Source organism: Rahnella bruchi, assembly GCF_003614975.1.
Classification (GTDB): domain Bacteria; phylum Pseudomonadota; class Gammaproteobacteria; order Enterobacterales; family Enterobacteriaceae; genus Rahnella; species Rahnella bruchi.
The window spans coordinates 1-15,221 of record NZ_QZWI01000027.1; the positions used below are offsets into that span (position 1 = coordinate 1).

Below are 15,221 nucleotides of genomic sequence, written 5' to 3' on the forward strand. Positions count from 1 at the left end.
TCATTTTGTCTGCATCAAGTGCCATATCCTTATCCTTGGTTCATACGGTTGAGTGTAAATACTGTAATTACATACAGCACTCACACCGTACTCTCGGTCCATGAGGAGATCAAAGTAATGATAAGCATTATCATTTGTGTCGTCAATGGCACAAAAATTAACCTAGCTCACTAAAGGAAAAGAAGGATTAAGATGGAATGAAGCCGCGTCTGGAGAATACGAAACATCAGAATGATGACTTACGTAAGTTTTGAAGCAGTGCTTGTAGGAAGAGATTCGTTGAAGGAAACAAAGGAGGACTACCATCACACGCCTGGAGATCTCGATCATCATTAGCGAAGGATATTTTCAGGATTGAGGATTATTAGGGGTATGCGGCTTTTCATGAAACAACCTTCATCATTGAGAGATTGCACGCGAACCCTGGATTGGGATTGAGCTAAGTGATGCGAAGTGAATTCATCCTTCACATCATCTTGTGGCGAACGTGTTGCTCTCTATTTTATTTGCGTGAACTGCGCGGAGCGCCAGTGTAGTTTGGGGGTTAGAAAACATTGCGTCTGCTCGACAGGTTGGTCATTCATCAGGTCGCTGATCACGCTGAAACAATGCATGGCCAGCTCCCGGCAGTCCTGAGCAACGGTATCAATTTTCACGGACAGAGAATCGTAGAGGTAGTGATCGTCAAAACTACACAGATGGATATCGCTTTCCAGCAACTGGTGCTGGCTCATATAACGTAAAACCCCTTCCATTAGACCGCATGAGGCCACGAAAAGCGCTTTTGGCGGACGTCCGAGACGTGCACAGAGCTGCGCGAACATTTCGTATCCGGAACTTGGGTGATAATTTCCGTACAGGATCCAGTCAGGATCCAACGGGACACCTTCCCGTTGCAGCCCCAGCTGGTAACCCGCCAGGCGGTCACGGGTCGGGGAAATCCGCGGCTGACCGCCGAGAAAATAGAATTCATCACGCTGCGTTTGCGCTATCCGCGAGACCAGTTCAGCTGAGGATTCGATGGCTTCGCAGACCACAATCGGCAGTTGCGTGTCCTGCATATGACGGTCGAATAAGACCACGGGTAACTGCTGACTGATTTTGACGTATTCCGCATCATTGAGCATGCTGGACGCCACAATCAGCCCGTCAACCTGACGCTGTATCAGATTGTTGACCACCATGGTTTCCTGACTGGTATTTTCATCCGTACAGGCGATCAGCAGCTGCATCCCGTTTTCGCGACACAGCGTTTCCAGTTCGTTCGAACAGGCGGCAAAACCGTAGTTGGTCATTTCCGGCACCACCAGCCCCAGCGTAAAACTGCGGGTGAGATTGAGTGAACGGGCGTGAATGCTCGGCTGATAATGATGTTCAGCTGCGACGGCGAGTACCCGATCCCTTGTGGGATCGGAGATCCGAAACTTTTTGCTGTGTCCGTTGAGCACCTGGCTGGCAGTCGATTTGGACACGCCAGCCAGTTCGGCTATGCCACTGATAGTGATGCGTTTGGTCTTTTTCACTGCGCCATATTCTGTTGTCCGGAAAGAAATTTATTCTATCACGCATTCCGCCAACGACCAGTGGCGCAACGTAATCTGCCCGGATCCCCGCAAGATCAATTGTGCCGGTAATACAGGGTAATAGCGTGAGGACATCACCGCTTCGCCGTCATTGATGAAAATCTCCAAACTTGAGGTATCGCTCAACACCGTCAGTTTGCGCAACTGGCCCCGCCAGACGCGATGTTCAGTCAAGCCCGTGCGCCGGTTGTTTCGCGTTAAACGCAGCCATTCCCCTTCGAAACTGAGCGTCATGTCGCCACCAAAATCCGCGCTGAAAGCCTGTTCAGTGACAATTTCCGTCTCGGCTTTTGTGATGTCCAGAGGAGGGCAATCGTCGGCAATCCCATGCCATGCCTGTTCATCACGACGGAGTTGTTGCAGTTCACGTGCCGGTTTTTGCATGATTTTACCCGCCACCAGCGTCAGTTCGCGCGGGGAGGTCATCGTATGCAGCCAGCCGTTTTGTATCGTTGGCTGGAAAAATTCATCGCCGTCTGGGATCCCCATCCAGCCGATCAGCAGGCGTCGCCCGTCATCTGTCTGCGTGGTTTGCGGCGCATAAAATTCGAATCCCAGATCAAGTTCAGTGAATTCGCCGTGTGTAAATTCTGCCTTTTCATAATCCAGCTGCCCGACAAAATAACCCGACTGAAACGTATTCAGATAACGGTCACATTCCGCTGCCAAACCCTGCGGACAGCAGATCAGAATATCGTTATCTGCCAGCCGGAATAAATCCGGACATTCCCACATGTAGCCGAATTCGCCAAGCCCGTGTAATCCTGAACCCGCAATTTCGCCCAGAAGATCCCAGGCTGATAAATCGTCAGCTCGCAGCAATAACACTTTGCCTTTGAGGCTGACATCCTGAGCACCCAGTACCATGTACCAGTGGTTTTCATGGCGCCAGACTTTCGGATCACGCACATGTCCGGTATAGCCTTCCGGCAGATTAAATACTGGCCCGGTTTTATCAAATTCGCCGTCTGCATTCTCGCGCGCCAGACACTGAAATGCCGTACGGCAGCCATCGGGATACTTCACGTTACCGGTGTAAATCAGCGTCAGCTGGCCGTTATCGGTCACGGCTGAGCCTGAATAACAGCCGTGTGACTCGTAGGCTTCTGACGGTGCCAGCGCCAGCGGCTCATGCTGCCAGTGCAGTAAATCTGCCGAGCTCCAGTGCCCCCAGAATTTAGCGCCGTGCGCGCAGGCCAGCGGGTTCCATTGATAGAACAAATGGAAACGACCGTTATGCTGAATAAATCCGTTCGGGTCATTGAGCAGCCCGACCGGCGGTGCGAGATGCCAGCCGGGGCGATAAGGGTCTGCCGCCGCTTTAACCTGACCGGCTACCACGCTGCGCAGTGCTTTTTTTAGCAAGCTGGTTTCTGTCATTTCTTATTCTCCGTGTTGTATTTCAGCAGCAATGACAGCAGGAATGCGCTGCCGAAGGCAATCACTAACCCTATCAGGTAGCTGAGAATTGAGCTGGCCTGCACGATGGCGAGTCCCGGAATACCGGTCAGACCGACGGCCGTCATATTGACGTGCATCGCCACCACCCAGGCACCGCCGAGCGCACCGCCTACCAACGCCGCCAGGAAAGGTTTCATGAAGCGTAAGTTGATGCCGAAAATGGCGGCCTCGGTAATGCCCAGCATGGCGGAAAACGCCGAAGGTACCGCAATGGCTTTAATTTTCGCATCGCGGGTTTTGAAGTAGACCGCCAGACAGGCACCACCCTGTGCAACGTTAGCCATCGACCAGATTGGCAGCAGGAAATTCACGCCGATGTTCGGGTTGCCCAGCAAACCGGCTTCAATCGCATGGAAGCTGTGATGAATACCGGTGATGACGATCACCGAATACAGACCGCCAAATATCAACCCCGCGAACCAGCCGGCATGCGTGATCAGGGTGCTGAGAATAAAGGAGATACCGTCACCGAGCGCGCGACCGGCCGGACCGATGATCAGGAAAGCGATAAAGCCGGAAATAATGACCGTCAGGAAAGGCGTCAAGATTAAATCGAGGGCATCCGGAATGATTTTACGCAGGCGTTTCTCAATGAAACTCATGAACCAGACCGCCAGCAGCACCGGAAATACCGTGCCCTGATAGCCGATCATCGCAATCTCAATACCGAAGAAATTCATGGTATGGAAACCGCTGGCAACGCCCCAGGCGTTAGTTAGCGCCGGATGGGTGAGAATGCCGCCCAGCGTGGCGCCAAGAAACGGATTGCCGCCAAATTCGCGTGCGGCGGTGAAACCAATCAGGATCGGCAGAATGATAAACGCCGCCGAGCTGAACATGTCGAGCATGATAAAAATCGCGCTCTCGGGATTGGCCCAGCCGTAGGTTTTCACCATGCCGAGCAGCCCCATTAGCAGGCCGGAGGCGACAATCGCCGGAATAATCGGCACGAAAATATTCGACAGCACGCGCGCAATACGCTGGAACGGATTCAGCTTTTGCGCCGCAATATCTGCGGCTTCAGATTTGCTCGATTCGGTGATACCGGCCACTTTAATAAACTCGCCGTAGACCTTATTCACCAGCCCGGTACCAAATATGATCTGAATCTGTCCGGCATTGCTAAAGCAGCCTTTAACACCCTCCACCTTTTCGATGGCACTTTTGTTGATCAGGCTGTCGTCCGCTAGCACCAGACGCAGACGTGTGGCGCAGTGTGCCGCGCTGGCAATATTGTCCTTGCCGCCCAACAGCGGAAGCAATTCAGTCGCGATTGCATTGATATTCATAGCATCCCTTAATTTTCTTTATCGCCCGGTCAGGCCGGGCGTTTGTTTTAAATCAAACCCTGCCGTTTAGAACCAGGTTTCCATTTGGATACCGAAGTTCCACTGTCCGCCCGCTGTGAATCCGTCGGTACCAAATGAGTCACTGGATGAATAGCTGTCGAGCTCTTTGCTCCAGTCCATATACGTGGCGAAGAAGCGGATTTCCGGGCGACTCAGCATGTCGCTGATATCCCCCACCTTGAAGGTCGGCGCGAAGGTCAGTTTGTAGAAACCGCCTTTCACTTGGTTGTAATCGCTGTAACCCTGTGGATTGAGATCCATAAACTGATAACTGCCTTCATACGCCAGTTCGAAGTTCTCGGTAATTTGCTGGATCAGACGGGTATTGAACGTCAGCCATTTATAGTCGTCGCCCGAGACGTAGCGGTCTTTGCTCTGCTGTGCCAGAACCGCCGGGGCGATACTCCAGTTTTTGCTGATCGGCGTGATGCCATATGTTGCCAGACGCAGCGTACTCGCATCGTCAGTCAGACGTCCGTCAGAGCCCAGCGCTTTCACTTCTGCTCCCAGTCCGTGTCCGTAAAGCAAGGCTGTTTTCGATGTCCCTTCGCGCAGGCCGTAGAAACTGTCACCGTGATACGCCAGCAACGTGTGGAAGCCGGTGTCCGCCGCGGTGCTGATCCCCCGGTTGCCGGTATTTTCACGATCCTGATTATTTTTGGCACGCAGGCCGCTCAGCATCCACTGGAATGGACCGGCATAGTTGTTGGCCGTGACAATGTAGTTTTCGATGCGGGTGTCGTCGTTATTGTCGTCTTTCAGATCGTCAAAGTTTCTTCCGTAAAGCGAGAAGTTACTTTTCAGGTTATCGCCCCATTTGACGCCGTAGATCCCGCCACCGGTACCCGCCAGGAAGATGATGTCGGAATCCAGCCAGTGAATGTCGAAATTATCCCGGTCAAAGCGTTTACCCGCCCAAAGGGTGGAATCTTTCCAGACCCCGGTGAACGTCGGCAGTGAACCCAGCTCGACAAACGCCTGACGGATATTTAAGTCGCTGGTCGCGCCGGTCCAGTCGTTGTAGCTGCGCTGACCATCAGCCAGCATGACTTTGTAGCGGGAGGTCGCACCGCTGGCCATCGTCTGGTTGTGCTCCAGATTCAGTTCGACGTAGGTGTTATTTTCGTTACCCAGACGCCCGACTGCACCGCCTGTTTGTCCGGCTGGGGTGACGTACGGGCCACTTTCCGTTGAGGTGCCAGAATCGTTCATGATCACGCCAGAACGGGCATAACCACTAAATTTAAACCCGCTGTTATCACTGCTGTTGCTTTTGGCATTGCTGGCTAACGTTTCGGTGCGTTTAGCCACATCGGCAGTTTGCTGCTGGGTGATTTCAGCCGTCTTCGCCACCTGACGGGTTTGCTGTTCGTTGCTGGCGGTGCGTGTCTCGAGTTGTTTAACCTGCTGTTCTGCCTGCGTAGCACGGGCTTCGGCCTTAGCGGCTCGGCTTTCGGCGAGTTGTAGTCGTTTTTCCATCGCCGCAAAGCGGGCTTCAATAGCACTGGAAGAAAGATCGGCCCCCTGAGCCGCAGAAGAAAGAATAAGTCCAATAGCAACAGCAAGATAGCGAGGTTTCATCATCATTTTTATCCCTTCAGAGGAAGTTTAATTATTATGGGAAAACCATTTTGCTAAATTGCTGAACTGGTTTTCCTGGGCACAATAAACACTCGTTATGTATTTACGCAACGAAGTTCGGCAGTCATGTGCAGGATTTGTGATCTTGCTGGCAATTCCCTCTCGTATCATGAAAATTGATTTGCTCTTGATTAGCTAAACCGGTTCTTCTATTTTATTGACAGACGATTTATCAGGATTTTAAAAGGGAATGACGATGAATAACCGGGTTTGGGTACTTGGCGATGCCGTGGTGGATTTGATCCCTGAGCAGGATGGTCGCTTATTAAAATGTCCGGGCGGAGCACCGGCAAACGTTGCCGTCGGTGTCCGCCGTCTGGGAGGCGAGAGCGCCTTTATCGGGCGGGTGGGGGATGACCCTTTCGGGAAGTTCCTGATGAAAACGCTCAGCGATGAAGGGGTAAATACCGGCTGCATGACGGCTGACCCGCATCACCGCACCTCCACGGTGGTGGTGGAAAACGATGCTGACGGCGAACGTTCCTTCACGTTTATGGTGCGTCCAGGGGCCGATTTATTTCTGCAGACTACCGATATTCCGGCTTTTAACGCCGGCGAGTTTTTGCATTTGTGCTCGATTGCATTATCCGCAGAGCCTTCCCGCTCTTCGGCTTTTCTGGCAATGGCGAAGATGAAAGCGGCAGGCGGTTGTGTCTGTTTTGATCCCAATATCCGGCACGACCTGTGGTCTGATGAAAAGCAGCTGCGTGATAATCTTGCCCGCGCGTTGTCGCTGGCGGACGTGATAAAGGTTTCAGAGGATGAGCTGGAATTTCTGAGCGGAGAAGCGCTGTTGTCAGAGGGGATGCTGCGCCTGTGTGACCTTTATAATCCTGAACTGTTGCTGATCACGCAGGGGAAAAAGGGCGTTTCGGTCTACCGGAAGAAAAATTTAAGCCTGCAACACTTTCCGGCACCCGAAGTGCGGGTAGTGGATACTACGGGTGCAGGGGATGCCTTTGTCGCCGGTCTGCTGGCCGGACTGGCGCAACACTGGCCGCTGACGTCGGACAGCGTCTGGCAGCACGTCATTCATCAGGCGCTGGCGTGCGGGGCGCTAGCCACCACCGCGAGAGGCGCAATGACCGCATTGCCCGACAGCGCGACCTTAAAGGCATTTTCCTCTCAGGTTTGATCGGAATAGATTTACTCCCTGACCCTTTTTTTGTGTAGGATCAGCGGAGTCAATTTTGCCGGACGGGAGAGTTATGGCTTCGCTGAAAGAAGTAGCACAACTGGCTGCGGTGTCGCTGATGACAGTGTCCCGCGCCATTAACGAACCGCAGCGGCTAAAGCCCGAAACGCTGGCACGTGTTCAGACAGCGATCAGCGCCCTGAATTATGTGCCCGATTTCTCTGCGCGCAAAATGCGAGGCCGCAGCACCAAAGCTTCGACTCTCGGTGTGCTGGCGCTTGATACCGCCACCACGCCCTTTTCCGTTGAACTCCTGCTCTCGATAGAACTGACAGCGCGTGAATTTGGCTGGAGCAGTTTTCTGGTCAATATCACCTCGCAGGAAGACGGCGAGCGGGCCGTCAGTCAGCTGCTGTCCCAGCGTCCGGACGGCATAATTTTTACGACGATTGGCCTGCGCGAAGTGCTAATCCCGGACCGTCTGCTGGAAAAAAATTTGGTGCTGGCTAATTGTCTGAGCCGTGAACACACGCTGCCGGGCTACATTCCTGATGATTTTGACGGACAGTATCAGGCGATGAAGGCTCTGATACAGAAAGGTTACCGGCGTCCGCTGTGCTTTTATTTACCTGACTCGATACCTGCCGGAATTTGCAGAAGGGCAGGCGCGGAAGCGGCATGGCAGGAAGCCGGACTGTCAGCGGGTGAACTGCGTCAGTTTCACATGGCGTCGGGTGACGAGCATTACCGCGATGTGGTGGCTCTGCTTAATGAATTTACCCCGCACGATAAGGCAGATTTTGACGTGCTGGTGTGTGGCAATGATCGTATTGCCTTCCTGGCCTATCAGGTATTGTTAGCCAAAGGCATCTCCATCCCGCAGCAGGTGGCGGTACTCGGATACGACAACATGGTTGGCATTGGCGATCTGTTCCAGCCGCCGCTGACCACGGTACAGTTACCGCACCGCGAGATTGGCCGCGAGGCCGTGCTGCATCTTATTGAACAGCGCCCGAACAGCGGCGTGATACAGATTTCCTCCCCGCTGCTTGAGCGCGCCTCGTTGTAATCTTATTCGGTGCTAAGCCGCCAGATGTCACCCTGACTGAACATCGCCTGTCCTTTTTCGGCAAAGAGAGAGAGGACGTGCTGATCCTGCTGCGGATAGATCCGGCTGCTGAGCGTTTTCTCCCCCAGATTAACAAACACTTCCGCAGAAGAGCGGTCAATAAAGACGCGCAGCTCCAGCAGATTGCCTTGCGGCAACGCGACACTGCGGCTGTCCTGAATTCTGTAGGCTGGATAATCGCGGTTCAGACAAAGTCTGTGTGTCTGGTTGTCCACAAATACGGAAAGACCGTCGCCGAGCGTGATGCCAAAGCGTTCCGCATCCGTTTGGCTGAGATCCCATTGCACGATAATTTCCGTCGCCTGAGCATTTTCAGAAAGCCGCTGCACGCTGTTTTTCAGCAGGCAGGGCGCCAGCGGACGGTGCTCCCGGCGAAGGGTACAGACTTCCTCAACCGGCAACATGCTAACTTTTCCGCCGCATAACCTCAGTTCCCGTGGGAGAGTAAGGCAGCCAGCCCAGCCTTCCTGTTTGGATGGCATGATCGATTCCCACATGTCCATCCACGCGATAATAATCCGGCGTCCGTCAGCGGCGGTGAAAGACTGTGGGGCATAAAAATCGTGCCCGTGATCCAGTTCCACAAAGCCCTGCGTAATGCTGAAATCCTGACCCGGCTTCCAGTGACCCCGCAGGTAACCGCTCTGGAACACGTTCTGATAATCATGGCCTTGAGCGCGGATCCCCTGCGGCGAGCACATCAATATATTGTCTTCGCCCAGTGGGAAGAAATCCGGACATTCCCACATGTAACCTGTAGCGGCGTTTGCTTTGGCGAGAACGCGGTCCAACGTCCAGTGGTGCAAACTGTCTCCTTTATAGAGCAACACCTGACCACGATCGCAGTCATCACGGGCACCCACGACCATCCACCAATGGCCCTGTTCCTGCCACACCTTCGGGTCACGAAAGTGCATGATATTTTCCGGTGGTGTCAGCACCACCCCCTGTTTGGTAAAACGAATGCCGTCCTCACTGGTCGCCAGACACTGGACTTCACGGATGGCGCTGTCATTGCCTTCGCCACTGAGCCAGACGTGGCCGGTGTAAATCAGGCTGAGTATGCCGTTGTCATCGACCGCACTGCCAGAGAAGCAGCCGTCGCGATCGAATTCTTCCCCCGGTGCCAGCGCTACAGGCTGATGTTGCCATCTCACCATATCTTTGCTGGTAGCGTGACCCCAGTGCATCGGCCCCCAGTTTTCACTGAACGGGTGGTGCTGATAAAACGCGTGGTAAACGCCCTGATGATAAATCAGCCCGTTCGGGTCATTCATCCAGCCCGCTGGTGGCGCGAGGTGAAAGGTCGGATAAAAGACGTTGCCGCGCAGAGTTTCTGCCTGCTCTAACGCCTGTTGTGCGCGTTCCAGTCTTGTGTTCATACAATCTCACTTTTATTCAGAAGTATAGGTTTTGACGTCGTGGAAGGGGGTGCCTGGCTTTTTTCGCCGGTCAGCAGGTAAACGGACAGGAGGGTGAGCACCAGGACCAGCATCCCCATAAACATATAGGTGTCAGCGAAGCCCAGCAGGTCATAACCGTGCCCGGCCAGCGGCGACAGCACGCTGGCGCAGACCTGCGTAATGAACTGGAACCCCACCAGATAAAGTGTGGCGGAAAGGCGTGGGTCAAAGCGGGTGGTAATGTATTTAAACATCGCAATCAGCAGGATCGGGAGCTCAACGGCGTGCAGCAATTTCATGCAGGAAATCGTGACTGCATCCGCTGCGAGGCCGGAACCAAAAACGCGCAGCGCCATGATCATCCCGCTCAGCAGCAATCCATTTTTTGCCCCGATTTTGTTGACGACAAATGGCGCGAGGAACATCCCGCCGGCTTCCAGGAATACCTGGAAGGAGTTGAGAAAACCGTACATTTCGTTGCCGTGCCGGACGTCTGAAAACAGCGAGGCGAAATACACCGGGAATTGCTGGTCGTAAACGTTGTAAACGCTGACGCCGGTCACAAACACGATCAGTGCCCAGAATCGCGGCAGGCGGAACAGGGTTATGGCGTCACTTAACGTCAGTTTGCTGGATTTGCCGTATTCCAACTGGCTCAGGGCATCCGTTTTCACTTCGCGAAGCAGCCACAGCAGCCACAAGAAAATGACCGCAGAACAGGACGCCATCCAGAAGTTGAGGTTGGGATTGAGGTTAAACAGCATTCCCGCAAAGAAGGTTGCGACGGCCCAGCCAAGTGATCCCCACATTCTGGCTTTACCGAACTCAAATCCCAGGATCCGGCTGACGCGCTCGGTGTAAGACTCCAGCGCGCCGATCCCGGCAAAGAATGTCGCGCCGACATAAACGCCGCCCGCCACGGCACCCGCCAGAATACTGACCTGCAAGAGCGGCGCAAAAACGAAAATAAAGAAAGGACCGCTGATGAGTAACAGCAAACCCAGGGCCCAGAGCAGGTTTTTACGCAGCCCCAGTTTGTCCTGAATAAAACCGTAAAGGGGCTGCGCGCAAAGGGCGGTCAGCGCCACTGCGGAAAAAAACAAACCGGTTTCGGTGCCTTTCAGCCCGACTTTCTGACTGAGCCAGAGCGAGATAAGCGAAAAGGCGGAAGACCAGGTGTAGAAAAAAGAAAAAAGTAATCCACTCAGTAATGCGTAGTGACTTCGTTGACTGTTTTTCATGGCATGTCCGGATTTAAATCGTCAGAAGAAGTCATATTGTTAACGTTAACATGTGGTTTTTCAAAAATTCAATAATCGAGAATCATGATGTTAATCACGAATGTTAACGTTAACATTGCAAAGGTGTGATATTCATCGCATTTTTGTCGCCTCAAGCGCTTTCGTCCTCCTTCAAGACTTGGGGATATTTTGAAATATAAAGAGTCAGAGGGTATGGCTAGAGATAGGGGGGCATCAGCTCATACAGGGATGTATTGCGAGCCAATATCTGACAGTTGGTTTGGGTATTTACGCATAGTCTTATAATACCCAAAACGGAGACAGACAGATAGGCGCGCATCTCGTGCTAATAAATGAGAGGGGTTAAGTATGGTTCAATCGCCCATTATCAATAAATCATCAACAGCCATTAATACTCTTTTGCTGATGGCTATTAATGTTAACTCGCTCAAATTTTTTTTCTTAAAGTTGAATAATATCCATCCCTCAATATTTAGCCGTAGCCATACTGCCGATAATATTCTTAATTCATTATCTTTCTAACTTAACCACAACAAAATAACAATTAATCACCTATGAAAAAAACGACAACTCCAACCTTACATGACGGCGTGTTTAAACAGTTTCTCACACACCCTGAAACCGCCCGTGATTTCCTGGATATACACCTTCCCCCAGCACTGCGCAAATTGTGCGACCTTGACACCCTCCAACTGGCGTCAGGCTCTTTTATTGAAGATGACCTGCGTCCTTATTATTCAGATGTGCTTTACTCGCTGAAGACAGACTGTGGGCAAGGTTATGTTTATTGTTTGATCGAACATCAGAGTACTCCCGATAAGCATATGGCATTCAGGATGATGAGATACACGATAGCAGCTATGCAGCGCCACCTCGATGCCGGCCATAAAACGCTGCCGTTGGTTATCCCGGTGCTCTTCTATCAGGGAAAAGTGAGCCCTTACCCCTATTCAATGAACTGGCATGATGAATTTGAAACACCTGTACATGCCCGTAAGGTTTATAGCGAATCTTTTCCATTGGTAGATATCACCATCATTCCGGATGACGAAATCATGCAACATCGCCGTATTGCGGTACTCGAGTTGCTGCAAAAACATATCCGTCAGCGCGATATGGCTGAACTACTGGACCAGTTAGTCACATTGTTGACCTGTGGAAACACGACACCTGAACAGCTACAATCAGTGATAAACTACATGATTCAAGCTGGGGAAACCCGTGACACTGCAGCTCTGATTAATACGTTGGCATCACGCGTGCCGCAACATGAGGAATCTCTTATGACAATCGCTGAACAACTGCGCCTTGAGGGTTTTCTAAAAGGACGCCAGGAAGCACAGCTGGAAGCTCATCAAGAAGGCAAGCTCGAAGGCAGGCTTGAGGGAACAGTTGAAGTGGCCAATCGCTTGTTAAAGATGGGGATGGATCGGTTGGCTGTACTCAAGGTGACCGGCTTGAGTGAAAAGGATTTAAATCAGAACACGCTGTAATACTGCGAAAGGCTGGGCTATGCCCGGCCTTAATGTTTTATATTGAGCGGCGTTCGAGAATGATGTAAGTGCACTCCTTCGAAGTTTTTCCATTTCCTTCGTGTGCATATTTAAAAATTAACCGTCTCAAGAAGTTTTTTAACCACCGTTGATACTCAAATTGTTCTAAAGAATTCGTTGGCATTGTGTATGCCGCAATATGAGGGGCTCTAATGACAATCGCTGAACAACTGCGCCTTGAGGGTTTTCTAAAAGGGCGTCAGGAAGCACGACTGGAAGCACGACTGAAAGCACATCAAGAAGGCAAGCTTGAAGGCAAGCTTGAAGGCAAGCTTGAAGGCAAGCTTGAAGGCAGGATCGCAGGAAAACTTGAAGTGGCTGAAAATTTGTTACGAATGGGAATGGACCGAGCAGTTGTGCTTAATGTCACCGGCGTGAATGAAGCGGATTTAAAACCGTAACACAATAAAAAGCACGACTCTGTTACTCCGATTAACCAGCTCAATCTGAAATTTATTAATTCTGATCGATAAATTAGAACTTATTTCACTTACCTCCAGATTGCCTAATTAACACCCCCAAATTTTCTCTTTGTATTTTCGGGAAGGCATTCATCATTACAGTGATTGTTTCTGAATGGAGGAGGATTTGTGGGAGGCGTCAGCGTTAATTTTAAGGCAGATTGAAAGTTCTGGAACATTATGCATTTTTGCATTTCCGGAAATGCAATCGTGCTTATGCCGACAAAAATGCTATTTAACTTCTCGTCAAATTGGCGTAGACCGATTTCGCAGCCGGATATAGCGAGGACGTCCATTGATAAAGACATGGCTTTTAATGAATCTGGCTAGTGATATATCAACATAAATCAGCGCTATATTTATATTTGCGCCTGTAAACGTCAATTTCTAAGTGATCTTGATCACAAATAATTTGGCGTAGCACGATCGTGAATATATGTGCCTTTCTTGCTCTCACCCCGCCGGACAGTTCTGCTTATTGTGACGACTGAACGATTTTCTGATGTCCGTTGCTGTATTCCACTTTCCGGAGAAAAAAATGTCGTCATCTGATGTGGTAAAAATGGCTGATAACCCGCCTCAAAACACCAAAGTCATGAACCTGTTTGTGTCTTTTGCTGCTGCGATGGCGGGGCTTTTATTTGGTCTCGATATTGGCGTGATTTCTGGTGCACTTCCTTTTATCACCGATCATTTTGTGCTGAGCAGTAGACTGCAGGAATGGGTTGTCAGCATCATGATGCTTGGAGCGGCGTTTGGTGCGCTGGCTAATGGCTGGCTCTCTTTCAGGCTGGGCCGCAAATACAGTCTGATGGCGGCAGCGCTATTATTTATTCTCGGTTCTTTAGGATCGGCGTTTGCCTCCAGCGTCGAAATCTTGATGATTTCTCGACTGGTCCTCGGATTTGCAGTCGGTATTGCCTCCTATACCGCACCACTCTATCTGTCGGAAATGGCGTCAGAAACCATCCGTGGCAAGATGATAGCTATGTATCAACTGATGGTGACGTTGGGTATTTTGGTGGCCTTTTTATCAGATACCGCATTCAGCAGCAGTGGTGATTGGCGAGCGATGCTTGGCGTGCTGGCGATTCCAGCGTTTGTTTTGATGGTGGCTGTGTGCTTTTTACCTAACAGCCCACGCTGGCTGGCTGCTAAAGGAAAGCATGTTGAGGCCGAGCGCGTGCTGAGAATGCTGCGTGATACCTCAGAAAAGGCTCGGCAGGAGCTGAATGAAATACGTGAAAGCCTGAAGCTGAAACAGGGCGGCTGGGCATTATTTAAAGCCAATAGCAACGTGCGCCGTGCCGTCGGCTTAGGCATGCTATTGCAAGCGATGCAGCAGTTTACCGGGATGAATATCATCATGTATTACGCGCCAAAGATTTTTAATCTGGCGGGATTTACCAGTACACGTCAGCAAATGGTCGCCACGATTATTGTGGGCCTGACCTTTGTGTTGGCGACGTTTATCGCAATTAGTATGGTCGATAAAGCCGGGCGTAAACCTGCGCTGAAAATTGGATTTTCTGTGATCGCACTCGGCACGCTGGTGCTGGGATATTGCCTTCAGCAGTTCAACCTGGGCACGGCCGGTGCCGGACTCTCCTGGCTATCCGTCGGGATGACCATGATGTGCATTGCCGGTTATGCCATGAGTGCTGCGCCCGTAGTGTGGATCTTGTGTTCCGAAATCCAGCCATTAAAAAGCCGTGATTTTGGTATTACCTGCTCGACGACCACTAACTGGATTTCAAACATGATTATCGGCGCGACCTTCTTGACGTTGATGGACAATATCGGTGCAGCAGGGACATTCTGGCTGTATACAGCGCTGAACATAGTCTTTGTCGTGATCACTTTCTTCCTGATACCGGAAACGAAGAATGTCACGCTTGAGCAAATTGAAAAAAATCTTATGGCGGGGAAAAAACTGCGAGATATAGGGCAATAATTACATCCTCTACACAGAGGAGATGTGACAACTATTTGTGAACATATGCTGTGAGATTGATAAAAAAACACAAATTAACAACCGTTCACTGATATGGGAATTATGTGAGTTCATTATCTAAACGGGATGACGGTACGCATCGGTATTATTTAAGGAACAGACCAAAGTAATGAGTACTGAATAATTTATACCTGCCTTAGGACGGCAAATGGTGACGGACGAGTTATCAGCGGCTTAAAGGATTGCAGATCAATATCTCATTATGCTAGTCGAATTTTGCGAAGAAAAAC

The 15,221-nt window shown here is 51.1% G+C and carries 11 protein-coding genes; 5 read left to right on the forward strand and 6 right to left on the reverse strand.

Annotated elements, in window-relative coordinates:
- Positions 1 to 497: 497 nt before the first annotated feature.
- From D5398_RS24325 to D5398_RS24340, 4 genes are all read right to left on the reverse strand, one after another.
- Positions 498 to 1,523, reverse strand: a complete 1,026-nt coding sequence (locus D5398_RS24325; protein ID WP_120509918.1) for a LacI family DNA-binding transcriptional regulator — start codon at positions 1,521 to 1,523, stop codon at positions 498 to 500.
- Between the two features lie 30 nt (positions 1,524 to 1,553).
- Positions 1,554 to 2,963: a sucrose-6-phosphate hydrolase gene (locus D5398_RS24330; RefSeq protein WP_120509919.1), complete on the reverse strand. Its 1,410-nt coding sequence runs from the start codon at positions 2,961 to 2,963 to the stop codon at positions 1,554 to 1,556.
- A complete protein-coding gene (locus D5398_RS24335; RefSeq protein WP_120509920.1) occupies positions 2,960 to 4,333 on the reverse strand; it encodes a sucrose-specific PTS transporter subunit IIBC in 1,374 nt (457 codons plus the stop codon). The genes D5398_RS24330 and D5398_RS24335 overlap by 4 nt, the downstream gene beginning before the upstream one ends.
- A 66-nt stretch (positions 4,334 to 4,399) precedes the next feature.
- The gene (locus D5398_RS24340) at positions 4,400 to 5,980 is read right to left on the reverse strand and encodes a carbohydrate porin (RefSeq protein WP_120509921.1); all 1,581 of its coding nucleotides are present in this window, start codon (positions 5,978 to 5,980) and stop codon (positions 4,400 to 4,402) included.
- A gap of 250 nt (positions 5,981 to 6,230) precedes the next feature.
- Here D5398_RS24340 and D5398_RS24345 point away from each other — a divergent pair, with 250 nt between their 5' ends.
- Entirely contained in the window at positions 6,231 to 7,169 is a 939-nt protein-coding gene (locus D5398_RS24345; RefSeq protein ID WP_120509922.1) for an aminoimidazole riboside kinase, read from the forward strand.
- 73 nt (positions 7,170 to 7,242) lie between these two features.
- Positions 7,243 to 8,238 (forward strand): LacI family DNA-binding transcriptional regulator, encoded by a 996-nt coding sequence (locus D5398_RS24350; RefSeq protein WP_120509923.1) that lies wholly within the window; start codon positions 7,243 to 7,245, stop codon positions 8,236 to 8,238.
- A gap of 2 nt (positions 8,239 to 8,240) precedes the next feature.
- On the opposite strand, the gene D5398_RS24355 is transcribed toward D5398_RS24350, so the two are convergent.
- A complete protein-coding gene (locus D5398_RS24355; RefSeq protein WP_120509924.1) occupies positions 8,241 to 9,680 on the reverse strand; it encodes a glycoside hydrolase family 32 protein in 1,440 nt (479 codons plus the stop codon).
- A complete protein-coding gene (locus D5398_RS24360; RefSeq protein WP_120509925.1) occupies positions 9,677 to 10,942 on the reverse strand; it encodes an MFS transporter in 1,266 nt (421 codons plus the stop codon). The genes D5398_RS24355 and D5398_RS24360 overlap by 4 nt, the downstream gene beginning before the upstream one ends.
- 575 nt (positions 10,943 to 11,517) lie before the next feature.
- Between D5398_RS24360 and D5398_RS24365 the strand changes: the two genes are divergently transcribed.
- The 3 genes from D5398_RS24365 (at position 11,518) to D5398_RS24375 (ending at position 14,931) form a co-directional block, all read left to right on the forward strand.
- A complete protein-coding gene (locus D5398_RS24365; protein ID WP_120509926.1) occupies positions 11,518 to 12,456 on the forward strand; it encodes an Rpn family recombination-promoting nuclease/putative transposase in 939 nt (312 codons plus the stop codon).
- A 212-nt stretch (positions 12,457 to 12,668) separates the two neighbouring features.
- The gene (locus D5398_RS24370) at positions 12,669 to 12,917 is read left to right on the forward strand and encodes a hypothetical protein (protein WP_120509927.1); all 249 of its coding nucleotides are present in this window, start codon (positions 12,669 to 12,671) and stop codon (positions 12,915 to 12,917) included.
- A 562-nt stretch (positions 12,918 to 13,479) separates the two neighbouring features.
- Positions 13,480 to 14,931, forward strand: coding sequence for a sugar porter family MFS transporter (locus tag D5398_RS24375; protein WP_279635018.1), 1,452 nt, complete (start codon positions 13,480 to 13,482; stop codon positions 14,929 to 14,931).
- Positions 14,932 to 15,221 lie beyond the last annotated feature (290 nt).